21 protein-coding genes are annotated in these 23044 nt (G+C 62.4%); 13 read left to right on the plus strand and 8 right to left on the minus strand.

The genetic code is table 11. The features are described from left to right. The first annotated feature begins 10 nt into the window (after positions 1-10). Together ACNFCH_RS11970 and ACNFCH_RS11975 are read left to right on the plus strand one after the other, a co-directional pair. The gene (locus ACNFCH_RS11970; protein ID WP_337160023.1) at positions 11-3190 is read left to right on the plus strand and encodes an efflux RND transporter permease subunit; all 3180 of its coding nucleotides are present in this window, start codon (positions 11-13) and stop codon (positions 3188-3190) included. Next, positions 3187-4608 (plus strand): TolC family protein, encoded by a 1422-nt coding sequence (locus tag ACNFCH_RS11975; RefSeq protein WP_337160022.1) that lies wholly within the window; start codon positions 3187-3189, stop codon positions 4606-4608. Before ACNFCH_RS11970 ends, ACNFCH_RS11975 begins: the two co-directional genes overlap by 4 nt. Positions 4609-5481: 873 nt before the next feature. Here ACNFCH_RS11975 and ACNFCH_RS11980 read toward each other — a convergent pair. Next, the gene (locus ACNFCH_RS11980; protein ID WP_416742857.1) at positions 5482-6468 is read right to left on the minus strand and encodes a bile acid:sodium symporter family protein; all 987 of its coding nucleotides are present in this window, start codon (positions 6466-6468) and stop codon (positions 5482-5484) included. A gap of 80 nt (positions 6469-6548) precedes the next feature. Here ACNFCH_RS11980 and ACNFCH_RS11985 point away from each other — a divergent pair, with 80 nt between their 5' ends. The 4 genes from ACNFCH_RS11985 (at position 6549) to ACNFCH_RS12000 (ending at position 9689) form a co-directional block, all read left to right on the plus strand. Further along, positions 6549-7349: a helix-turn-helix transcriptional regulator gene (locus tag ACNFCH_RS11985; RefSeq protein WP_337160021.1), complete on the plus strand. Its 801-nt coding sequence runs from the start codon at positions 6549-6551 to the stop codon at positions 7347-7349. A 15-nt stretch (positions 7350-7364) separates the two neighbouring features. Next, the gene (gene ampC, locus ACNFCH_RS11990) at positions 7365-8510 is read left to right on the plus strand and encodes a class C beta-lactamase (RefSeq protein WP_337160020.1); all 1146 of its coding nucleotides are present in this window, start codon (positions 7365-7367) and stop codon (positions 8508-8510) included. A 335-nt stretch (positions 8511-8845) separates the two neighbouring features. After that, positions 8846-9178, plus strand: coding sequence for a hypothetical protein (locus tag ACNFCH_RS11995; protein ID WP_070091139.1), 333 nt, complete (start codon positions 8846-8848; stop codon positions 9176-9178). An 88-nt stretch (positions 9179-9266) separates the two neighbouring features. Continuing rightward, positions 9267-9689 (plus strand): group II truncated hemoglobin, encoded by a 423-nt coding sequence (locus ACNFCH_RS12000; protein WP_337160019.1) that lies wholly within the window; start codon positions 9267-9269, stop codon positions 9687-9689. Here ACNFCH_RS12000 and ACNFCH_RS12005 read toward each other — a convergent pair. The 3 genes from ACNFCH_RS12005 to ACNFCH_RS12015 form a co-directional block, all read right to left on the minus strand. Beyond that, the gene (locus ACNFCH_RS12005) at positions 9680-9985 is read right to left on the minus strand and encodes a hypothetical protein (RefSeq protein WP_337160018.1); all 306 of its coding nucleotides are present in this window, start codon (positions 9983-9985) and stop codon (positions 9680-9682) included. The genes ACNFCH_RS12000 and ACNFCH_RS12005 overlap by 10 nt on opposite strands. Before the next feature lie 222 nt (positions 9986-10207). Next, positions 10208-10396: a hypothetical protein gene (locus tag ACNFCH_RS12010; protein ID WP_070091142.1), complete on the minus strand. Its 189-nt coding sequence runs from the start codon at positions 10394-10396 to the stop codon at positions 10208-10210. A gap of 138 nt (positions 10397-10534) precedes the next feature. Next, positions 10535-10855, minus strand: coding sequence for a YbjQ family protein (locus ACNFCH_RS12015; RefSeq protein ID WP_337160017.1), 321 nt, complete (start codon positions 10853-10855; stop codon positions 10535-10537). A 146-nt stretch (positions 10856-11001) separates the two neighbouring features. Here ACNFCH_RS12015 and ACNFCH_RS12020 point away from each other — a divergent pair, with 146 nt between their 5' ends. Together ACNFCH_RS12020 and ACNFCH_RS12025 are read left to right on the plus strand one after the other, a co-directional pair. Further along, entirely contained in the window at positions 11002-12057 is a 1056-nt protein-coding gene (locus tag ACNFCH_RS12020; RefSeq protein ID WP_416742858.1) for a tetratricopeptide repeat protein, read from the plus strand. Positions 12058-12141: 84 nt separating this feature from the next. After that, the gene (locus ACNFCH_RS12025) at positions 12142-13743 is read left to right on the plus strand and encodes an ATP-binding protein (RefSeq protein ID WP_337160051.1); all 1602 of its coding nucleotides are present in this window, start codon (positions 12142-12144) and stop codon (positions 13741-13743) included. Here ACNFCH_RS12025 and ACNFCH_RS12030 read toward each other — a convergent pair whose 3' ends face one another. Next, complete coding sequence (locus ACNFCH_RS12030) at positions 13744-14181, minus strand: nucleoside deaminase (RefSeq protein ID WP_196165680.1); 438 nt, start codon at positions 14179-14181, stop codon at positions 13744-13746. 153 nt (positions 14182-14334) lie between these two features. On the opposite strand from ACNFCH_RS12030, the gene ACNFCH_RS12035 reads away from it, so the two are divergent. Both ACNFCH_RS12035 and ACNFCH_RS12040 read left to right on the plus strand, forming a co-directional pair. Continuing rightward, positions 14335-15024 (plus strand): type 1 glutamine amidotransferase domain-containing protein, encoded by a 690-nt coding sequence (locus ACNFCH_RS12035; protein ID WP_337160015.1) that lies wholly within the window; start codon positions 14335-14337, stop codon positions 15022-15024. Between the two features lie 129 nt (positions 15025-15153). Next, a complete protein-coding gene (locus ACNFCH_RS12040; RefSeq protein ID WP_337160014.1) occupies positions 15154-15960 on the plus strand; it encodes a CSS-motif domain-containing protein in 807 nt (268 codons plus the stop codon). Between the two features lie 18 nt (positions 15961-15978). Here the strand turns inward: ACNFCH_RS12040 and hppD are convergent, their stop codons facing one another. Next, positions 15979-17055: a 4-hydroxyphenylpyruvate dioxygenase gene (gene hppD / locus ACNFCH_RS12045; protein ID WP_070091149.1), complete on the minus strand. Its 1077-nt coding sequence runs from the start codon at positions 17053-17055 to the stop codon at positions 15979-15981. 307 nt (positions 17056-17362) lie between these two features. Between hppD and ACNFCH_RS12050 the strand changes: the two genes are divergently transcribed. Both ACNFCH_RS12050 and rarD read left to right on the plus strand, forming a co-directional pair. Then, positions 17363-18949 carry an EAL domain-containing protein gene (locus tag ACNFCH_RS12050; protein WP_337160013.1) on the plus strand — a complete coding sequence of 529 codons (1587 nt, stop codon included), beginning with the start codon at positions 17363-17365 and terminating at the stop codon, positions 18947-18949. Between the two features lie 34 nt (positions 18950-18983). Further along, entirely contained in the window at positions 18984-19871 is an 888-nt protein-coding gene (rarD, locus tag ACNFCH_RS12055) for an EamA family transporter RarD (RefSeq protein WP_337160012.1), read from the plus strand. On the opposite strand, the gene ACNFCH_RS12060 is transcribed toward rarD, so the two are convergent. After that, the gene (locus ACNFCH_RS12060) at positions 19834-21405 is read right to left on the minus strand and encodes a TerC family protein (protein ID WP_337160011.1); all 1572 of its coding nucleotides are present in this window, start codon (positions 21403-21405) and stop codon (positions 19834-19836) included. The two genes, rarD and ACNFCH_RS12060, sit on opposite strands and share 38 nt — an antisense overlap. Positions 21406-21662: 257 nt before the next feature. Between ACNFCH_RS12060 and ACNFCH_RS12065 the strand changes: the two genes are divergently transcribed. Continuing rightward, positions 21663-22247 (plus strand): LysE family translocator, encoded by a 585-nt coding sequence (locus ACNFCH_RS12065; RefSeq protein WP_416742860.1) that lies wholly within the window; start codon positions 21663-21665, stop codon positions 22245-22247. A gap of 2 nt (positions 22248-22249) precedes the next feature. Here the strand turns inward: ACNFCH_RS12065 and ACNFCH_RS12070 are convergent, their stop codons facing one another. Beyond that, a complete protein-coding gene (locus ACNFCH_RS12070) occupies positions 22250-23029 on the minus strand; it encodes an AraC family transcriptional regulator (RefSeq protein ID WP_337160009.1) in 780 nt (259 codons plus the stop codon). Positions 23030-23044 lie beyond the last annotated feature (15 nt).

Raw genomic sequence — 23044 nt, forward strand, 5'->3', positions numbered from 1 at the left:
GACCCCTCCGATGAACTTCTCGAAATTCTTCATCACTCGCCCGATCTTTGCCGCCGTGCTCTCGCTGGTGCTGCTGATCGCAGGCTCCATCGCGCTGTTCAAGCTGCCGATCAGCGAATACCCGGAAGTGGTACCGCCCACCGTGGTGGTGCGCGCCAACTTCCCCGGCGCCAACCCCAAGGTGATCGGCGAAACCGTCGCTGCGCCGCTGGAACAGGCGATCACGGGGGTCGAGAACATGCTGTACATGTCCTCGCAGTCCACTGCCGATGGCAAGCTGACCCTGACCATCACCTTCGCCCTGGGCACCGACCTGGACAACGCCCAGGTGCAGGTGCAGAACCGCGTCACCCGGACCCAGCCGAAGCTGCCGGAAGAAGTGACGCGCATCGGTATCACCGTCGACAAGGCCTCGCCCGACCTGACCATGGTCGTGCACTTGACCTCGCCGGATAACCGCTACGACATGCTGTACCTGTCCAACTACGCCATTCTCAACATCAAGGATGAACTGGCGCGCCTGGGCGGCGTGGGCGATGTGCAATTGTTCGGCATGGGCGACTACTCCCTGCGGGTCTGGCTCGATCCGAACAAGACCGCCTCGCGCAACCTGACCGCCAGCGACGTGGTAGCCGCCATCCGCGAACAGAACCGCCAGGTCGCTGCCGGCCAGCTGGGCGCCCCGCCCGCGCCGGGCTCGACCAGCTTCCAGTTGTCGATCAACACCCAAGGCCGCCTGGTCAACGAGGAAGAGTTCGAGAACATCATCATCCGCGCCGGCGAGAACGGCGAGATCACGCGCCTGAAGGACATCGCCCGGGTCGAGCTGGGCTCCAGCCAGTACGCCCTGCGCTCGCTGCTGAACAACCAGCCGGCGGTGGCGATCCCGATCTTCCAGCGTCCAGGCTCCAATGCCATCGAAATCTCGGACGAAGTCCGCGCGAAAATGGCCGAGTTGAAGAAAGACTTCCCCGAAGGCATGGACTACAGCATCGTCTATGACCCGACCGTGTTCGTCCGCGGCTCCATCGAGGCCGTGGTGCATACCCTGTTCGAGGCGCTGGTGCTGGTGGTGCTGGTGGTGATCCTGTTCCTGCAGACCTGGCGCGCCTCGATCATTCCGCTGATGGCCGTTCCGGTCTCGCTGATCGGTACCTTCGCGGTGATGCACCTGTTCGGCTTCTCGCTCAACGCGCTGTCGCTGTTCGGCCTGGTGCTGGCCATCGGGATCGTGGTGGATGATGCCATCGTCGTGGTGGAGAACGTCGAGCGCAACATCGGCCTGGGCCTCAAGCCCATGGAAGCGACGCAAAAGGCCATGAGCGAAGTGACCGGGCCGATCATCGCCACTGCCCTGGTACTGTGCGCGGTGTTCGTGCCGGCGGCGTTCATCTCCGGCCTCACCGGGCAGTTCTACAAACAGTTCGCCCTGACCATCGCCATCTCGACCGTGATCTCGGCGTTCAACTCGCTGACCCTGTCGCCGGCCCTGGCCGCGGTGCTGCTCAAAGACCACCATGCGCCCAAGGACCGCTTCTCGCGCTTTCTGGAAAAACTGCTGGGCAGCTGGCTGTTCGCCCCGTTCAACCGCTTCTTCGACCGCGCCAGCCATCGCTATGTCGGCGGCGTGCGCCGGGTCATCCGCTCCAGCGGTATCGCCCTGTTCGTCTATGCCGGCTTGATGGGCCTGACCTACCTGGGCTTCTCGTCCACCCCGACCGGTTTCGTCCCGGCCCAGGACAAGCAGTACCTGGTGGCCTTCGCCCAACTGCCGGACGCGGCCAGCCTCGACCGCACCGAGGCGGTCATCAAGAAGATGAGCGAGATCGCCTTGGAACAGCCTGGCGTGGCCGATTCGGTGGCCTTCCCTGGCCTGTCGATCAACGGCTTCACCAACAGCCCCAACAGCGGCATCGTGTTCACCCCGCTCAAGCCATTCGACGAGCGCAAGGACCCGAGCCAGTCGGCGGCGGCGATTGCAGCGGCGCTGAACGCCAAGTTCGCTGACATCCAGGACGCCTACATCGCGATCTTCCCACCGCCCCCCGTGCAGGGCTTGGGCACCATCGGCGGCTTCCGCCTGCAGATCGAGGACCGGGGCAACCTGGGCTACGAGGCGCTGTACAAGGAAACCCAGAACATCATCGCCAAGAGCCACAACGTACCGGAGCTGGCTGGCCTGTTCACCAGCTACCAGGTCAACGTGCCTCAGGTCGATGCCGCCATCGACCGGGAAAAAGCCAAGACCCATGGCGTTGCCATCAACGACATCTTCGAGACGCTGCAGATCTACCTGGGCTCGCTGTACACCAACGACTTCAACCGCTTTGGCCGTACCTACCAGGTCAACGTCCAGGCTGAACAGCAGTTCCGCCTCGACGCCGAGCAGATCGGCCAGTTGAAGGTGCGCAACAACCTGGGCGAGATGATCCCGCTGGCGACCTTCCTCAAGGTCAGCGACACCTCCGGACCGGATCGGGTGATGCACTACAACGGCTTCATCACCGCCGAGATCAACGGCGGTGCAGCGCCCGGCTACAGCTCAGGCCAAGCCGAGGCCGCCATGGACAAGCTGCTCAAGGAAGAACTGCCCAACGGCATGACCTACGAATGGACCGACCTGACCTACCAGCAGATCCTGGCGGGCAACACCGCGCTGTTCGTCTTCCCGCTGTGCGTGCTGTTGGCCTTCCTGGTGCTGGCGGCCCAGTATGAGAGCTGGAGCCTGCCACTGGCAGTGATCCTGATCGTGCCCATGACCCTGCTGTCGGCCATCACCGGTGTGATCATCTCCGGCGGTGACAACAACATCTTCACCCAGATCGGCCTGATCGTGCTGGTGGGCCTGGCGTGCAAGAACGCCATCCTCATCGTCGAGTTCGCCAAGGACAAGCAGGCCGAGGGCCTGGACCCACTGGCTGCGGTGCTGGAGGCCTGCCGCCTGCGTCTGCGCCCCATCCTGATGACCTCGATCGCCTTCATCATGGGCGTGGTGCCGCTGGTGTTCTCCTCCGGTGCCGGTGCCGAAATGCGCCATGCCATGGGTGTGGCGGTGTTCTCGGGGATGATTGGCGTGACCGTGTTCGGCCTGTTCCTGACGCCGGTGTTCTTCTTCCTGATCCGCCGTTTCGTCGAACGTCGCCAGGCCCGCAAGGCCGAGCGCGTCCACTCGCTGGAGAGCCATGCATGAACCTGCTCAAACCCCTGACCCCGAGCCTGCTGGCATTGGCCCTGGCGGCCTGCGCGGTGGGCCCGGACTACCAGGCGCCGGCAACCGAGCCTGCGCACCTGGACACCGCACTGCAGGCCAAGGCGTTGGACCGCAGCCGCTTCGAAAGCATCTGGTGGAAGCAGTTCGACGACCCGGTGCTCAATCAATTGGTGCAGGCATCGCTGGAAGGCAACCGCGACCTGCGCGTGGCCTTCGCCCGGCTCAAGTCAGCCCGTGCGATTCGTGAGGACGCCGAAAACGACCAACTGCCGGTGGTGACCAGCCGCGTCAGCAGCGACATCGGCAAGGGCCAGATTCCCGGCCAGACCGAGCACCGGGTCAACAGCGAACGCTATGACCTGGGCCTGGACATGGCCTGGGAGCTGGACCTGTTCGGCCGGATCCAACGGCAAATCGAGGCCAGCGAAGCGCAGGAGGCCGCCGCCGCGGCGGACCTTCAGCAACTTCAGGTCAGCCTGATCGCAGAATTGGTGGACGCCTACGGTCAACTGCGCGGCGCACAGCTGCGCGAAAAGATCGCATTGGCCAACCTCAAGACCCAGCAGGAATCGCGCAGCATCACCGAGACCCTGCGCGATGCCGGGGTCGGCAATGACCTGGACGTGGTCCGCGCCGATGCCCGCCTGGCCGCAGTGGAAGCAACCGTGCCACAGCTGCAGGCCGAACAGGTGCGCGCACGCAACCGCATCGCCACCCTGCTTGGCCAGCGCCCGGATGCCCTGAGCGTGGACCTGTCGCCCAAAGCCTTGCCGGCGATTGCCAAGGCCTTGCCGGTGGGTGACCCCGGCGAACTGCTGCGCCGCCGTCCGGATATCCGCAGTGCCGAGCGCCAGCTGGCGGCGGCCACGGCCAATGTCGGCGTGGCCACGGCAGATCTGTTTCCACGGGTGAGCCTGAGTGGGTTCCTGGGCTTTACCGCGGCGCGTGGGTCGCAGATCGGCTCATCGGCGGCCAATGCCTGGGCCTTGGGGCCGAGCATTACCTGGGCCGCGTTCGACCTGGGCAGCGTGCGGGCTCGCCTGCGCGGGGCCAAAGCTGATGCCGAAGGGGCTTTGGCGAACTACGAACAGCAGGTGCTGCTGGCTTTGGAAGAATCGGCCAATGCCTTCAGTGATTACGGCAAGCGCCAGCAGCGGCTGCTGGCGTTGATTCGCCAGAGCGATGCCAGTCGCAAGGCGGCTGAGTTGGCGTCGGTGCGATATCGGGAAGGGACGGTCGATTACCTGGTGCTGCTCGATGCGGAGCGGGAGCGGCTGAGTGCGGAGGATGCGCAGGCGCAGGGTGAGGTTGAGCTTTATCAGGGCATTGTGGCGATCTACAAGGCTCTGGGGGGCGGGTGGCAGCCTGAGGGACAGGCGGTGGCCAGCGTTCGCTGAGGTTTTTTCAAAGACTCCTTTGGTTGGTTCCTCCCCCAACCGTTTGCCCCGCTGGCCCTTGGTTTGCGGGGCTTTTTTTTGGGCTTGGGCTTGGGCTTGGGCTTGGGCTTGGGCTTTCAGATTGGGTGAATATCCGGTGTTGGCGGTGGCGCCACCGGCGCTTTTCGCCTTTACGGCGACCTACTTTTGCTCTTGGGCAAAAGTAGGCAAAAACCGCTGGCTCCCACATCCGGCCCGGCGCTTCGCACCGGGTCCCCTCGCTGCGGTGTCTTGCGGGGCTTCGCGGCCTCCGGCTGGCTACGCCAGCCTCCATCTCGCGACTTCGGCTACCGCCGAAGGGCGCTACGCGCCCGCCCCTACAGACACCTCCACTCGGCCTCCTGAGGTCGCGATTGGTGGCGCCTGGACTATCGCGCATCAAAAGCAACAGCAACGGCAAACAAGCTGATTAATTTGTTGTTTGTGCCGGTCTTTTCGCGGGTTTACCCGCGAATGGGCGGAACATACCCCACAAAAACCACTGAATAAAACAACGCCAGTCCAGGCGCCGCCCGTAACTTGCGCCCCATCAGCAGGCCGAGTGGAGGTGTCTGTAGGGGCAGGTGCGCAGCGCCCTTCGGCGTAGCCGAAGTCGCGAGATGGAGGCTGGCGCAGCCAGCCGGAGGCCGCGAAGCCCCGCAAGACACCGCAGCGAGGGAACCCGGTGCGAAGCGCCGGGCCGTATGCGGGGGCGCAGCGGCTTTGGTTACTTTGGCCAAGACCAAAGTGACCCGCCGTAAAGGCGGAAAGGTGACTAACCGTCGACAAATCAAACGGATAAGCCCACAAACCTCAAAACCACCAAACACCAAACACCAAACACCCACCCAACCATCAGGACACCGCCGAAACCCCCTCAACCTCCCGCGCAGCATACTTCTGAGCCAGCACCGCACACACCATCAACTGAATCTGATGAAACAACATCAAAGGTAAAATCATCGCCCCAATCCCACCGCCCACGAACAACACCTGAGCCATGGGCACCCCCGTCGCCAAGCTCTTCTTCGATCCGGCAAAAAGAATGGTAATGCGATCTTCCACACTGAACCCCAGCACCCGCCCCAACAACCGAGTACCGAACAACACTACGGCCAGCAAAATCCCACAGACGACGAACAACCCCGCCAAATGCTGCGCCGAGACGGTATGCCAAAGCCCGGTCACCACCGCATCACTGAACGCCGTATAGACCACCAGCAAGATCGAACCCTGATCGACGATCTTCAGCCACCGAGCATTGCGTTTGACCCACTCCCCGATCCAGCGGCGCGCAACCTGCCCTGCCACGAACGGCACCAGCAATTGCAGCGTGATCTTCAGCACCGCATCCAACCCCGACCCAGTATCACCCTCGGCACCCAGCAACAACATCACCAGCAGCGGCGTCAGGAAGATCCCCAGCAAGCTCGACGCCGCCGCACTGCAAATCGCCGCAGGAATGTTGCCGCGCGCCAGCGAGGTGAAGGCAATCGCCGACTGCACCGTGGCCGGCAAGGCGCACAGATAAAGCACGCCCAGGTACAGCTCGTTGCCCACCAATGGCACGAACAGTGGCTTGAAGGCCATGCCCAGCAACGGAAACATCACGAACGTGCAGGCAAACACCAGCAGGTGCAGCCGCCAATGACTGGCACCGGCGATGATCGCCTCGCGCGACAGCTTGGCGCCGTGCAGGAAGAACAGCAGGCCGATCGCCAGGTTGGTCAGCCAGCCAAAGAACACCGCGCCGTCTCCTGAACACGGCAGGAACGTGGCAATCAGCACGACCCCAAGCAAGGCCAAGGTGAAGTTATCGAAGATTTTTCTGACGTACTTCATGGATTTTTCCGAGTTGTATTTGTGCAGAGGCAAACGATAAGGTCTCGCCTTCCCTACCGCTAACGCCGGAACCCCCGCCAGTGTCGCTGAACGGACATCCCGAGGCCCGCCTCGACCAACTCGAATGCCTACCACGACCTGTCTATGGCCAGGCCGAAAGCCTCCCCAACATTGCCCTGGGCTATCGCCACCGGCATCCCTGGGGGCAGCTCTCCCACGCGCGCAACGGCATCCTGCGCGTGCACACGCCGCAAGGCCTGTACCTGGTACCGCCACAACGAGCCGTGTGGATCGCCGCGCAGGTTCCTCATCGTGTGGTCTGCGAGCCCAGCACCTGTATCCGCAGCCTGTACATCGACCCCGCCGCCCTCCCCTGGCCGGCCACCGCCTGCCGGGTCGTGGTGGTGGAGCCCCTGCTGGGCGAACTGATCCAAGCGTTTTCGCAGCTGCCCGTGCGCTACGACGCGTCAGGGGCCGATGGGCGCCTGGTGCAGGTGCTGCTCGACCGCCTGGCCAGCGCCCACGAAGAACAACTACTCCTGCCACTCCCCCAAGATCGCCAGCTACGCCAGATCTGCCGTCGCCTGCAAACCGCGCCGGACGATACCCGCAGCCTGGGCGACTGGGCACTGCGTCTGGGCGTCTCGGAAAAAACCCTCAGCCGGCGCTTCCTGCGAGAGACGGGGCTGACCTTCCGCCTATGGCGCCAACGGGTGCGCCTGCTCAGTGCCTTGCCTGCCCTGGAGCGCGCAGAACGGGTGACCGATGTGGCGTTGGCCTGCGGCTACGCCTCCCTTTCCGCATTCATCGCCGCTTTTGGCGAACAGTTCGGCCAATCGCCAGGCGAATTCCTGCGACGCCATACACCTTCCAGAACCTGAACAAGGACCTTTTGCATGAAGCCGCCCCCTTACGTGCGCTTTGCCCTCGCCCTGAGCCTCGTCGCCGCGACCGGGCAAAGCCTGGCCGACACGTTGCACACACAGGTAGATGAGATTATTCAGCCCTTGATGCGCGAGCACGACATCGCCGGCATGGCCGTGGCAGTGATCGCCGATGGCAAGGAGCACTACTTCACCTACGGTGTGGCCGACAAGGCCAAGGCACAGCCAGTGAAGCGCGACACGTTGTTCGAGGTCGGCTCGCTCAGCAAGACCTACACCGCCACCCTCGTCGCGCTTGCCAACGCCCAAGGCAAACTGGCGCTGGATGCCCCCGCCAAACGCTACCACCCCGCACTTAAAGGCACGCCCCTGGGCGAGGCCAGTGTGCTGGAGCTGGGTGCCTACAGCGCCGATTGCCTGCCGCTGCAATTCCCCGACGAGGTGCAGACCGAGGCGCAGGTCCTGGCCTTCTATCAACACTGGAAACCCCGTGCTGCACGCGCCACCCAACGCTGCTATTCCAACCCCAGCCTGGGCCTGTTCGGTGATCTGGCGGCGCGTGCGCAGAAAAAGCCATTCGCCCAGATCATGACTGAACAGCTCCTGCCTGAACTGGGCCTGACCAATACATACCTTGCCGTGCCAGACACTGCACAACAGCGTTACGCCCAGGGCTACAACGCCAGCAACCAGCCGGTGCGGGTCAACCCAGGGCCACTGGCGGACGAGGCCTATGGGATCAAGACCACAGTGGGCGATGCCGCGCGTTATGTGCGCCTGCAGTTGAATGCCGACGCGCTGGCACCATCACTACAAAAGGCGATCGCCCTCACCCAGGCAGGCTACTTCAAGGTAGGACAGATGACCCAGGGCCTAGGCTGGGAGCGTTACCCGTACCCGGTCGTCCTGGACACCCTGCTCAAGGGCAACAGTTCTGAGGTGGCCCTGAAACCCCAAGCCACCCTGCGCCTGGAACCTGCCCTGCCACCCGAACCAGCAGCCTGGTACAACAAGACCGGTGCCACCGCGGGCTTCGGTGCCTACTACGCCTTCATCCCGAGCAAAGGGCTGGGCATTGTCCTGCTCGCCAACCGCAACTACCCCAATGAAGCCCGCGTGCGTGCGGCCTACCAGATCCTGTCGGCCTTGAATCATTGATGTCGGGGTGCGATTCGACAGCCCCCAGGGCATGCATGATCGCTCGCGGGTGATGGATTGTCGGACAACATGTAGTGCCAAAAAATATTCACTACAAACCTGTTGACGCCGTTCATCCGCCTTGGGCATGATGAAGCCGTCTCCCTGATCGGGAGCGGTGGCAAGGGTGTTCCAGACGGTCTGCGCGGTAACGCAGGCCGTCCGTGGAGAGGGAAACTGTCCAAAAGGCAGCGTGAGAAGGCCCCTGTTGCAATGCTGCTGTAGCAGCCGTGTTAGTGCGCTACATGTCGTGGCGCCGAGTGAAAAATCACTAACTGATGGGTAATGGGGGCTTTATGATGAACTTGAACAACAATCCAACGATCGACCAATTGGCCCAGCTGTTCGCCGCGCGCAAGGACAGCCTCGATGACCACCTGCTGTGGGTCAGCCAGACTGGCGAGGTACGCCTCGACCGTCTGCCACCCAACACGGTCGAAGATGAATTTGAATCGCACATGCCCAGCATGCGCGCCCGTTTCAAGGTCTACCGCCGTGGCCAAGGCTACGTCGGCAAGAAGGCCGCCGCCGACACCGAATTCGTCGGTCGCGTCCTGCAGACCCTGCAACAAGAATGGCCTACCGCCCGTGAGCGGGAGGCAGTCAAGGTGATAGACCCGTTGAACTGAGTCGTACCACCCTTATTGAGCCCGGCCCGCAAGGCCGGGCTTTTTCATGCCTGTTACACTGTGCGCTCCTGTTTCCTTGGAGCCTGCGATGAACACCCCAGCCTACGGCACCGGCGACGCGTCCTACCAAGCCGCTGGCGGCATCGACGGCCTGCGCCGTCTGGTGGATGACTTCTATCGGCTGATGGACCAGTGTCCTGAAGCGTCCAGCGTGCGCCGCATGCATCCTGACGACCTGGAAGGCTCGCGGGACAAGCTGGCGTGCTTTCTCAGCGGCTGGCTCGGTGGACCACGCCTGTACAGCGAGCGCTATGGCTCGATCGCCATTCCCTCATTCCACGCGCAATGGCCGATCGATGAAGCGCACGCCAACCTCTGGCTGAGCTGCATGGCTCAAGCCATTGCCCTGCAACCTTGGGCCGCGGATTTTGCCGAGTACCTGCTGTGCCAGTTGCGGGTACCGGCCGAGCGTATCGTCCAGGCCAGCCGCAACCGCCGCGCTCAGGCCTGAAGTCGCCGAGCGCTGACCGCGGGCAACGGCAAGGCACCGGTGGCCAAGGCCCGAGCGCGCTCCACGCCCCAGACCAGGGCGCGGGTCATGGTCTCACCGGGGCGCGCGGGATAGTACTCCTCCAGCAAGGCTCTGCCGCTTCCGGCATACAGCCCAAGAAACAATTGCGTGGCACCCAGCCGCGACAAGCGCACCTGGATATCGAGCACCGTGCCGTCGCTCAGGACTTCCTCATGGCAGCGGCTGTGCAGGTGGGCATCGGCCCATTCCCAGTAAGTCTGTTCCCTGACACGCATGCATTCACCTCCTTGTGCTGAAAATCGGCGCAAGAAAAGCACAGCCATGACCGCCCGGCGAGTGCCACCCACCGATGCCATGAGCAGGATCAAGAAACAGGATAAAAAGCTGCCAACGATCGTGATGCAGTTCTCCGATCGGTCAGCCAAGCGTACGCGCAGGAACGATACGGCCCTCGCCTGACTCGTGCATTGCTGGCCAGGCGAGAACCTTGGGCGGGGTTACTTCCGGGTCCGGAACCGGGGCGTGAAACGGCCCTTCTTGACGCGCTGCAGATGTGCAGGCTTAAGTTGCTCCGATTCATCCAGGGTCATGTTGGCGAACCCCAGGCGCAAGAACGCCTGGCCGCACCAAACCTGGCTGTTGATCGGGAACGCATCGTTCATGTCTTCGAAAAAGGATTCGCTCATGCCCTGCTCCCTCCAATGATGGCTACGCCAGCAAGCACTCTGCTTGCCCAGAAGCGACAGCCCGTTGAAATGGAGACTAGCCGGTCATTTACAGACCTTCCGGACAAACCCGCACCAGCCGACCAGTGGCAAAGTGCCCTACTTCAGGCGGACTGCCGTGCCAGTTGCGAACACCACGACCATGCCGCCCTGAACCGATGGCATGCTGATCTCGAAGTCCACGCCTAGCACTGCATCGGCCTGCAATTGACGTGCCCGCGCCTTGAGTTCCTCGGTGGCCTGCTCACGCGCCTCGCGCAGGGCGCTTTCCAGGGTCTGTGAGCGGCCACCGAAAAAATCACGAAAGCGAGCAAAGAAATCGCGCACGAAGTTGATGCCTTGCACCGATTCGGCGCTGATCACACCCAGGTATTCGGCGACAGGACGGCCTTCGAGCTGGCTGGTGGTGGTGATGATCATGAAACGGCTCCTTGGCCACGATTGGGAAAAGGGCGAATCTTAACAGACCTTTCCACCCGACCAGGCCTGACCAGCTGCCGCGCGGGCGTTGCAATTAGTGCCCGGCTGTCCCAAGCTCTGCCATTCCCGCCGCCACGGACCACCCGATGCCCAACCGCCGCCGTTACCTGATCGCCCTGCTCTTGCTGGTCCTGGTATCGGGCGTCGTCGGCTACCTGAGGCGTGACCCGCAAACCACTGCGCCGGCCGTACCCGCCCAAAGCTATGCCAAAGCCTTGCGCCAGGCCCATGACGGCGAGCCCGGTGCGGCGCGGGTGCTCTATCAGCAACTGCAACGCAACGACCTGACGCCAATCCGTCGGGCTGCACTTCATGCTGAACTGCCCAACTACCCCTCGCCCCAGGCGCTGAAACTCGCTCGCCAGGACCTGGAGCACGATGACCCGATGGTTCGCCGCGCCGCTATCACCAGCATCCGCCGGCTGTTGCCTGCCGCTCAGCGTAGTCTGGTCCTGGGCCCGCTGCTGGAGGACGAGGAACAAAGCGTGCGCTTTGCCGCGGTGGACGCCCTGCTGGGCCTTGACCCGGATGCCATTGGTTTGTACTTCGGCCCCTTGCAGGACACCCTGGAGCAGTACCAGCAGGCACTGGAGGCCCAACCCGATGATGCCGCGGCACAGGTACACCTGGCGCGTCTGTACCTGCATGAAGATGCCTACGACCAGGCCAGTGTCGCCTTGCAACGCAGCCTCAAGATCGCGCCCGACGGGCTCGACGCATTGGCCAAGCAGGTTCGCCTGCTCGAGCGCCAAGGCCAGCACGATGCCTCACGTCAGGTGCTGGCCAAAGCGTTGGCGCTGCGCCCGGATTCGGCCTTCCTGCAGCATCAGCTGGGCCTTTGGCTGACCCGCCACGATCAGGAGGAGTACGCCCTGCTGGCCTTTTCCCGCGCCGTCGAGCTGGAACCGGACAACGTCGATTACCGCTATATCCTGGCAGTCACGCTGCACGATCTGGAGCAGGTCGAAGCCGCACAGAAACAGCTGGAGACCGTGCTCAGCCGCGAACCGGCGAACCGGCGCGCGCGCGTGCTGTTGATCCAGTATTGGAAGGAGACCGGACAACTGCAGAACGTGCAGGTTCTACTGGCCGAGCTCGAGCGGCAGAACCCTGACGATCCGCTGCTCCAGCAGGGCTTGTAGAGCGTACCTCTGTTGAGGTTGAACCCCTACCGCCTGTTCGTGGTCCAGTGGGTATCGGTGGATCACAGCCACAGGAGAATCACCTTGGCCGCTGCGGTGCTCGTGGACGAACGCGCCCTGATCCTGGGGCCCGCGCAGATCGGTGCGCAGATGTCTCGCCTGCTGACAGGCGCGGGTTTCGTGTGCCTATGCACCGACAATGTCACGCGCCTGGGCGAATGGCTGGCCGAAGGTGTGGGCCTTTTGATTGCCACCAACAGTACCCTCCCGGCTGACCCACAGTCGCCCGTGCAGTTGTTCATCGATCAACAGCCGGAGTGGTCGGACCTTCCCGTTCTGCTGCTGCTCGACACGCTCCTTCCAGGCACCGGCCCTCCCTCGCGACTGGGCAATTTGTTGCAACTGCAGTCACCCATCGATGACGCGCAACTGATCCGAATGAGCCAGGTCGCCCTGCATACTCGGCGACGCCAGTACCTTGCGCGGGATCGCCTGTGCGAGCTGCAACAGCGCCTCGAAGACCAACGGCAACAGCATCAGGCCGAGGATCGGGTCTGGCGCCAGACCCGAAAGATGGACGCCGTTGGCCAGCTGGCCGGCGGCATCGCCCATGACTTCAACAACCTGCTCACCAGCATCGGCGGCAGCTTCGAGCTGATCGACAAGCGCTTGCGCCAGGGACGCACCGAGCAGTTGGAGGCCGTGCTGCGCATGGGGCGCGAAGCCGTGGCCCGCGCCGCCCGCCTGACCCACCAGCTTCTGGCGTTCTCTTCCCGGCAGTCCTTGCAGCGAAGGATCGTCGATCTGCGCAGCCTGCTCCAGCCGCAGGCACTGCAAGCCAATCTGAGCGTATCGGTGACCTTACGGGTCAACCTGCCAGCCAACCTCTGGCTGGTGGAGGCGGACGACAAGCAATTACGCGAAGTGCTCGACAACCTGGTGCTCAATGCCTGCGAAGCCATGCCAAGCGGCGGCCAGTTGAACATCGAGGCCAGCAACCAGCGCATCGACGACGCCTGTTTCATCGGTGGCGGGCCGCCCCGTGGCGACTACCTGCGCCTGAGCATCCGTGACAACGGCCACGGCATGTCACAAAGTACCCTGGAGCATGCCTTCGAACCGTTCTTCAGCACCAAGCCGATCGGTCAGGGCATTGGTCTGGGCTTGTCAATGGTCTACGGTTTCAGCAAGCAGTCTCACGGCCACGTGGCGCTGCACAGCCAGATTGGCCAAGGCACCCAGGTCGACCTGTACCTGCCACGCTACCGGGGCCAACCAAAACCGAAAACGGACCCTCAGCCCGTGAAGACCGTCAGCGGTAGTCGCGATGTGTTGATCGTCGAGGACGATCCTCATGTACGAAACCTGGTTTCCCAGGCGCTGCGCGAAGTAGGTTTCCCCTGTCAGGCGGTCTGCAATGCCGATGAGGCCCTGCAATGGCTGAACTCGCCCAGGCCTTTCGCGTTGTTGGTCAGCGATGTAGGGCTGCCGGGAATGAACGGCCGTCAACTTGCACAGATCGCCCGTAAACGTCGGCCCGATCTGCAGGTGCTGTTCATCACAGGCTATGCCGAGACCGCCATGGCCCGCGACGACTTCCTGGACCCCGGCATGCAATTGATCTGCAAACCCTTCGAGCTGAGCCAATTGCAGGCACGGGTCGCGCAGATGCTCGGCGAGGCCTGATCAACGGCCGATATCTTCATCCCAAAGCGCTGGGTGGCTGTCGATGAAGGTGCGCATCATCTGTTCGCACGCCGCATCCTGCAGCACCTCTACCCGCACGCCTCGACTTTGCAGCAATTGCTCCTCACCCATGAACGTGCGGTTTTCTCCCACCACGACATGGCCGATGCCATAGAGCAGGATGGCGCCGCTGCACATCGGGCAAGGCGACAGCGTGGTGTACAGGGTAGCCTCGCGGTAAACCTGTGCGCTCTGGCGACCGGCCCGTTCGAGGGCATCCATCTCGCCATGCAGGATGGCACTGCCGCACTGCACCCGGCGGTTATGTCCACGCCCGATAATCCGCCCCTCGTGAACCAGCACCGAGCCAATGGGAATCCCCCCTTCGGCAAGCCCCTGGCGCGCCTCATCGATGGCCGCCTGCATGAATGTGTCCATACCCCCTCCTGTCATGCCGCCATGCTCGACGGTCTGCCGAGCAGGCTAGCACAGGCACCGGGCCGTGGCTTTCCCGCCATGGGCGTCTATGCTCATTAGGTTTGCACTGCCCCGGGCAGATCCGGGCCCTTTCCTGGCGCTGGGAGTGTGGTCATGAGCAAGAAAATCCTGGTTGTACTGACCAATACGGCGAAGTATCCAACGCTGCGGCGCGCCACCGGTCTGTGGCTGGGCGAGGCGGTGCATTTTGTCGATGAGGTCCAGAAGGCCGGTTATGCCGTCGACTATGTCAGCCCCATGGGGGGTTATGTACCGATCGATCCTCACAGCCTGCAAATGGCCCCCGAGCTCGATTGGCAGTGGTACGACGACAAAGCCTTCATGAACCGTCTTGGCAACACCCTGACGCCCGGCCAGATCAAGGCCGACAACTACTGTGCGATCTATTACGCCGGTGGCCATGGCGTGGTCTGGGACCTTCCCGAGAACGCGCCACTGCAGGAATTGGCCCGACGTATCTACGAGGCCGGTGGCGTGGTGGCTGCGGTGTGTCATGGCGTGGTCGGCCTGCTCAACATCAAGCTCAGCGACAACAGCTTGCTGGTCAGGGGGCGTCAGGTCACCGGGTTCTCCAACACCGAGGAGAAACTGGCCGAGCTGGACAAGGTTGTCCCGTACCTGACGGAAAACGAACTGGTCGCCCGTGGCGGCAAATACAGCAAACATGAAGATCCGTGGGCCGCCTATGTCGTCAGCGACGACCGGCTGATCACTGGGCAGAACCCGGCCTCGAGCCAACGGGTAGCGCAACAGGTGCTGGAGCGGCTGAAGAAGCCGGCATGACTCCGACAACGTCTTTTGCCATGTACCGCTGCGCAAACGGATCGCAGCTACAGTCCATCGGACGCCTGCCTCGTTAATCTCTCCGGCGTCTGTCCATTCGGGGCAGTCTGGTCGGAGGATTGCAGTTCGATGTCGAGGTTCACTCACGCAGGTCGCAGCCTGCTCGAGATACTGCTGGTCCTGACGATCGGCATGGTCCCCGTGGTCTCAGGCCTGCTGGTGATGGTGTACCAGCTGGAAAGAAAGCTCGAAGAAAACGCCCTGGTGTCCGTTCAGGAAGCCATCTTCACCGTCGACAGGGTGTTGGACCATCTGCAAACGGCCGCCTCCACTGCCCTGCCGCTGGCCGGCCAACCCTGTGTGAAGGTCATGGGGACGCTCGAACGACTGGTCGCGGGCGACCCGCGCATTCGCTCGCTGGTCCTGACCCAGGATGGTCAGGCCTACTGCAGCACGATCGATACCAGCTCGTCCTATAGCCCATCCTTCAACAATCCCAGCGACCATGTGCAACTGAACTTCAACTCGCCGGTGACGCCCAATGACGTCGTCGTCGAACTGCGTCTGACCTATGCCAACCCAGGGGTAATCGCCACCGCCTACGGCCTGGAGCTGCGTAACGAACTACGCGGATTCCAGGATGGCCTGGTGCTGTTGCTGGAGTTTGGGGAAACGTATCTGTGGAGCGCAGGCGACAGCCGCGAAGCGCAACGCCCTTCGCAAACGGAGTTCTTCCGCAGTGCGATGTCGAGTAAGCACGGGTACACGGTCAAGGGTGGTTACCGACAGGGTCATACCAGCCAGGAAATTCGCCAATCGATGATGAGGATACTTCCGTCGCTCGCCCTGATAGGGCTGCTGACCGGGGCAATGATGTATTGGGGGATTTTCAGGAACCGTGCCAATGGCAGGCACGCTGCGTCATCCAGGGGATGACCCAGCGTGCCTTGGGACTTACTCGACGTTCAGGACGCCGCGGCGAACCTGGTCACGCTCGATGGATTCGAACAGCGCCTTGAAGTTGCCCTCACCGAAGCCGTCATCACCCTTGCGCTGGATGAACTCGAAGAAGACCGGACCCATCAGCGTCTCGGAGAAGATCTGCAGCAGCAGACGCTTGTCACCCGACTCGGAGGACCCGTCGAGCAGAATGCCGCGGGCCTGGAGCTCGTCAACCGGCTCGCCATGACCTGGCAGGCGCTCTTCGAGCATTTCGTAGTAGGTCTGTGGCGGTGCGGTCATGAAACGCATGCCATAACCCTTCAGGGCATCCCAGGTCTTGATCAGGTCATCGGTGAAGAAGGCCACGTGTTGGATGCCTTCACCGTTGTACTGCATCAGGAACTCTTCGATCTGCCCCGAGCCCTTGGACGACTCTTCGTTCAGCGGGATACGGATCATGCCATCGGGCGCCGTCATGGCACGCGACGTCAGGCCGGTGTATTCGCCTTTGATGTCGAAGTAACGAATTTCGCGGAAGTTGAACAGCTTCTCGTAAAAACCTGCCCAGTAGGACATCCGGCCGCGATAGACATTGTGGGTCAAATGGTCGATGACCTTGAGGCCTGCGCCTTTCGGGTTACGGTCCACGCCTTCGATGAACTTGAAGTCGATGTCATAGATCGAGCTACCTTCTTCGAAGCGGTCGATCAGGTACAGCGGCGCACCGCCAATGCCTTTGATCGCTGGCAGGCGCAGCTCCATCGGACCGGTCTCGATCTCGACCGGTTGGGCGCCCAGCTCCAGGGCGCGGGCATAGGCTTCGTGAGCATTGCGAACACGAAACGCCATGCCACAGACCGACGGACCATGCTCGGCGGCAAAGTACGAGGCGATGCTCTTGGGTTCGTTGTTCAGGATCAGGTTGATGCCGCCCTGGCGATACAGGTGCACATCTTTGGAACGGTGGGTAGCCACCTTGGTGAAACCGAGCATCTGGAAGACCGGTTCCAGCACGCCGGGGGTGGGCGATGCGAATTCGATGAACTCAAAGCCCATCAGACCCATTGGGTTGTCGAAGATATCAGCCATGTTGGTGTCCTCATCTATAAGCGAAAAACAGTGAAATCAGGTGCTTTGGATGTCGGACAGGCGTGGTGGCGAGCACGGTATGCCGCGCACGCTGCGGGCAAGGAAGTCACCAATGATGAGTTTGAACCCTTGATATGTCATATGGACCCATTCTCGGCGGGCTTGATCCTCCAGAATGCGGAGAACCTTATTCTTGTATTCGTAAACGGATTCTACAGTGCGTAAAATCATTTGTCGCGCTTTAGTTCACCGCTTTGACCGACAAACGGCTATCCTCTGGCCATTGTCTTCATCAGATTAGATCAGCATGCCCTTCAAGGTTAAACGCTCCGCCCGTCGGGGCTGGCGAGCCCTCCTTCCCTGGGCCATCGGCGCCCTGCCGCTGCTGTGTGGCTTGGCTGTCATGCACTGGCAGGCCCAACGCGAACTGCAAACCACCAGTCAGGCCACCACCCGACAAGTGGTGGAGCAAGTCGAACACATCCTCGACAACATTTCCCGGGCCGCCCAAGAGCTGTTGCCACTGGTCGGCCGCCCCTGCGACGAGATCGACCTGGCCCTGCGCAGCCAGGTCACCCGCAATGCCTTCGTACGCTCCACCAACCTCTTCCACGAAAACACCCTCTATTGCTCCTCGCTGTTCGGCAACTTCGACGAGCCGGTAGATGCGCGTGACTACACCGACGGCCGCCTCTGGCTGATGGACGGCAACTCGGTCACCCCTGGCCATCCCTTGCTGGCCTATCGCGTAAGCAACGCCGGCAGTGGTGCAATCACCACCGTCGACGGCGACCACCTGACCAGCGCATTGCAGTGGGTCAGTTCCGGAGAGGTGCTTCAACTTCAAGTCGGCAACCACTGGATGGGCAAGGATGGCGTGGTGCACAAAGGCGCAGCGCCGATGGCCGCCATTGCGCCTTCGGTCCAGGCATCGATCCGCTACCCATTCAGTGTTCACGGTGGCTATGGGGCAGGCAAGAAAGTCCAGTTCGTCTCAGAACACTACGCGGCCCTGCTCAGCCTGCTGCTATTGCTCGGAGTTCTGGCTGGCGTCGTCTGCCACTGGCAGATTCGACGTGCCTCGTCCCCTCGCGCCGAACTCAACCGGGCTCTGGAGGCCAATGAGTTCCTACCGTACTTCCAACCTGTGGTGCGTAAGGACGACTACCGCTGGGCAGGGGTCGAAGTCCTGATGCGCTGGAATCACCCCCGCGAAGGGTTGGTCCGCCCAGACCTCTTCATTCCCTATGCCGAGCACAGCGGCCAGATCGTCCCCATGACCCGCGCCTTGATGCTGCATACCGCCCAGGCCCTGGCGCCGTATGCCGCGCTGCTGGAGGATGGTTTTCACATCGGCATCAACATTACCGCCGACCACTGCCGCGACCTGGAGTTGCTGGATGACTGCCGCACCTTCCTCCAGCACTTCCCTCCAGGGCGCGTGGTGCTGACCCTGGAACTGACCGAGCGCAAGCTGATCGAGGCCACGCCCATTACCTTGGAGCTCTTCGAGAAACTTCACGAAATGGGTGTGATGATCGCTCTTGACGACTTCGGCACGGGCCAGTCAAGCCTCAATTACCTGCGCCAGTTCAAGGTCGACTACTTGAAGATCGACCAGAGCTTCGTGGCCATGATCGGCGGCGACGCGCTGTCCCAGCACATTCTCGATACCATCATCGAACTGTCGGGCAAGTTGGGCCTGGGCATCGTGGCCGAAGGGGTCGAGACCGAAGTCCAACGCGATTACCTGGCACAGCACCATGTGGATTTCCAACAAGGCTATCTGTTCGGACGCCCGATGCCTGTAGACGACTTCCTCCAAGCTCTGGCCGCTCGCCCGGGCAGTTCGCGGTTGCCGCACAGCATACGCCCTGAGATCATGCCCAACTGATCCACCCGCTCATCTCCCATTAACAGAGGCATTCGTGTCAAAAGGCATTGTTTCGTCCGTCATGGCGTCCTGTCTGTTCGCTGTGATGTATTTCTATACCTCCCTGATGGCTCCGCTGGATGGCGAGGAAATTTTCGGGTGGCGCACGCTGCTCACGCTCCCCTGTCTCACCTTGTTCATGCTGGCCACCAAAGACTGGAAGCTGGTCGGTGGCTTGCTGGCACGGGTCAAACAGACACCGACATTGTTGCTGGGGATGATCGGCACTTCCTGGCTTATGGGCGTGCAGCTATGGCTGTTCCTCTGGGCACCTCTGCATGGGCGCAGCCTGGAGGTTTCCATGGGCTATTTCCTGCTGCCGCTGGCCATGGTCCTCACCGGACGACTGGTATATGGCGAGCGCTTGTCGCGCCTGCAGAAAGTTGCGGTGGCCTGCGCTGTCCTGGGCGTGGGGCATGAGCTGTACCAGAACGGCAGCTTCGCCTGGGAAACCTTGGTGGTGACCATCGGTTACCCGATCTACTTCGTCCTGCGTCGGCGCTGCCGCACCGATAACCTGGGCGGTCTATGGTGCGACATGTGCCTGTTGCTGCCTTGGGCGCTGTACTTCGTCATACAGCGCCCGCTGACCCCTGCCGACCTGGCCGAGCACCCGGGCCTCTACGGTCTGATCCCATTGCTCGGTGCAATCAGCGCCTCAGCCCTGATCGCCTACGTGCTGGCCAGCCGCTTGTTGCCGTTCAGTCTGTTCGGGCTGCTCAGCTACGTGGAGCCGGTGCTGTTGGTGGGCGTCGCCTTGCTGCTGGGCGAGACCATCGGCCCTGACCAGTGGCTGACCTACCTGCCGATCTGGGCCGCGGTGCTGGTGCTGGTGCTTGAAGGTTTCAAGCACCTGCTCCGCCAGCGTCGTCGCTCGGTGTAAGGCGAACCTGGCGCACCCTGCGCTCCTCCACCGCCATCACCGTCAGCGTCCAGCCATTGAAGGCCAGGCGATCCCCGACCACGGGCAGGCGATCCAGCAAGCTCATCACCAGGCCCGCAAGGGTCTGGTAGTCCTCGGTGGCGCGGGCGCTGAAACCAGTCCGCGCCTGCACATGGCTCAGGTTCAGTGCGCCACTGACGACAAACGCCCCCGCTTCTTCGACAACCCCCGGACCGGCCACTTCACTGGCGTCAGGCAGCTCACCAGCGATCGATTCGAGGATGTCGGTCATAGTCAGCAGGCCCGTGAAATCGCCGAATTCATTGACCACGAAGGCAATATGCGTCGATTGGGCGCGCATTTGCTCCAAGGCATTGAGAATGCTGAAGCTTTCCAGCAGGTTCAGCGGCGCGCGCGCCAGACGCTCCAGGTCAGGTTGCCCACCCGACAACAACTCCTTGAGCAGCTCCTTCTTGTGCACGAAGCCCAACGGCTCCTCGATTCGCCCATCGCGAATCAGCGGCAGGCGTGAATATGGCGAATGGGCCAAGGCCTGGGCGATGGCATCGGCGGGTTGACCCAGATCGATCGCATCGACCTTCGCGCGAACCGTCATTACCGTGCGGATCGGCCGCTCGGCCAGGTTCAGCACGCCACTGATCATCACCCGTTCGCGACGGTCGAAGACCACCTGCTCGCCAGTGCCCTCAACCAAATCGGCGATCTCGTCACCCACTTCGTCAGCCTCCACCCGGCGCCCGCCCATCAGCCGCAATACGGCATGGGCTGTGCGCTCGCGCAGCGGTCGATGCTGTTGCAAGCTGCGCTTGCGGCGCGCACGCGCCAGCTGGTTGAACAGCTCGATCAGCAAGGAGAAGCCAATGGCCGCGTACAGGTAGCCTTTCGGGATGTGGAAGCCCAGGCCCTCGGCAGTCAGGCTGAAGCCGATCATCATCAGGAAGCCCAGGCACAGCATGATCACTGTGGGGTGGGCATTGACGAAGCGGGTCAGCGGCTTGCTGGCGACGATCATGATGCCGATGGAGAAGATCACCGCGATCATCATCACCGACAAGTGCTCGACCATCCCCACCGCGGTAATCACCGCGTCTAGGGAGAACACCGCATCCAGCACCACGATCTGCGCCACGATGGGCCAGAACGCAGCATGTCGGGTCGCACCGCTGGCCTGGGCCACATGCCCCTCCAAGCGCTCGTGCAGTTCCATGGTGGCCTTGAACAGCAGGAACACGCCACCGAACAGCATGATCAGGTCGCGCCCTGAGAAACTCTTGCCAAGCACCTCGAACAGCGGCGCGGTCAAGGTAACCATCCAGGAAATACTGGCCAGCAGGCCCAAGCGCATGATCAACGCCAGGCTCAGGCCAATGACCCGTGCACGGTCGCGCTGATGTGGTGGCAGCTTGTCGGCCAGGATGGCGATGAAGACCAGGTTGTCGATGCCCAGCACCAACTCGAGCACGATAAGCGTGGCAAGGCCCAGCCAGGCCGTAGGATCGGCTAGCCATTCCATTGCGAAGTACTCATGCGGGAAGCGTCACGGGGACGAGGGAAGGAAGGCCGAGACGGCCAGAGACTGGGGGGCTCCGAGAAGGTGCTCATGGTGACCTTGATGGCTAATTGGGATGCTGATCCTACAGTCAATGCGGCTTTTTCTGACATAGCGAAACTATTACAAAAGCTGTACCAGAGCCCAGGGGACTTTTCTTCAATACCCTGCCCACCCCTTCGGCCAGGATGGTGCTTCTCCACACTCAAGGAATGTTTCTCATGAGCCTGTCCCTGTCCATGGCTGCTTTCGCCTTGGCGGCATCCATTTCACCCGGTCCGGTCAACATCGTCGCCCTCGGCAGTGGCGTTCGCCACGGTCTGCGCGCAAGCCTTGGCCATGCCGCCGGGGCGACCCTGGGCTTTTGCCTGTTGCTGGTACTGGTTGGCCTGGGTCTACACGAACTATTGATGCGCTGGCCATTGCTGGGCCGCTTGCTGCATGGCGGCGGGGTCGTGTTCTTGCTGTACATGGCCTGGAAACTGGCCAGTGACAATGGCCAGTTGAATACCGAGCATCAGGACGGCGCGCCTTCAGCCTGGCATGGCGCGGCCATGCAGTGGCTCAACCCCAAGGCCTGGCTGGCCGCTGTGGCAGGCATCGGCGCCTACACAGGGGGCGAGCAGCATTTGTTATGGCTGTTTACTTGGATCTATGGGCCGATCTGCTTTGTCTCGATTGCCAGTTGGGCCTGGGCCGGCAGTGTAATTCGCCAGTATCTGGGCAACCCGCGGCATATGCGCGTGTTCAACCGTGCTTTGGCAGCGCTGTTGCTGGCCAGCGCGCTGTACCTGGCCTTGGGCTGACCCTACCGACCCGACCGGTAATGCCCGGGGGTCGCCGCCAAGTGCTGCTTGAATGCCCGTTGCAGATGCGCCTGATCGGCAAAGCCCGCCTCCGCCGCCACCTCGGCAATCGCCCGGCCCTGACGCAACTGGGCCCGGGCGTGCTGCACGCGCTGGTCCAGCAGGTAGCCATGGGGCGTCAGGCCGAAACGTTGGCCAAAAGCGCGGATCAGGTAGGCCCGTGACAGGCCGACGGCAGCGCAGATGTCTTCGATCGTCAACGGGTCAAGCCGATGGGCACGAATGAACGCAGCGGCAGCCTCCAACCGCGGGTTGGCCTGTATCGGCTGGGCGGGCGCGTCGTCGAGGTCGCCCGGCAACGTCCGGAAAAACGCGGCCAGGCAGGCTTGACGGTCAGCGCGCTGGTCATCGAACAATGTGGCAAAGACCTCGAGCAGCCGGCCGTAGAGCACCGGTGAAGTGCTGTACGTCGCCACAGGCAGCTCGAACCCCTGGGCCTGCAACCACGGCAGGTCGACGAACAGCATCAGGTAGGACCAAGGCTCGCCTTTGATAGGGTTACAGGTATGCACCACGCCAGGATTCATCAGCACGGTGCTACCCGCGCTGACCTCCCTCTGCGTGGTGCCAGTCACATAGGTGCTGCGCCCACCGGTGATCACGCCAATCGAAAAGCTCTCGTGGGAATGGGACGCATAGCACACCTGACGCCCATCCCCCACCCGCCGAGCCTCGACGAAGGGCAAAGCCGGATCCCGCCAGAACCGCGACACCTCGATCATCGCTGCGCCCTCATC

Source organism: Pseudomonas sp. NY15354 (assembly GCF_048068075.1).
Lineage (GTDB): Bacteria > Pseudomonadota > Gammaproteobacteria > Pseudomonadales > Pseudomonadaceae > Aquipseudomonas > Aquipseudomonas guariconensis_C.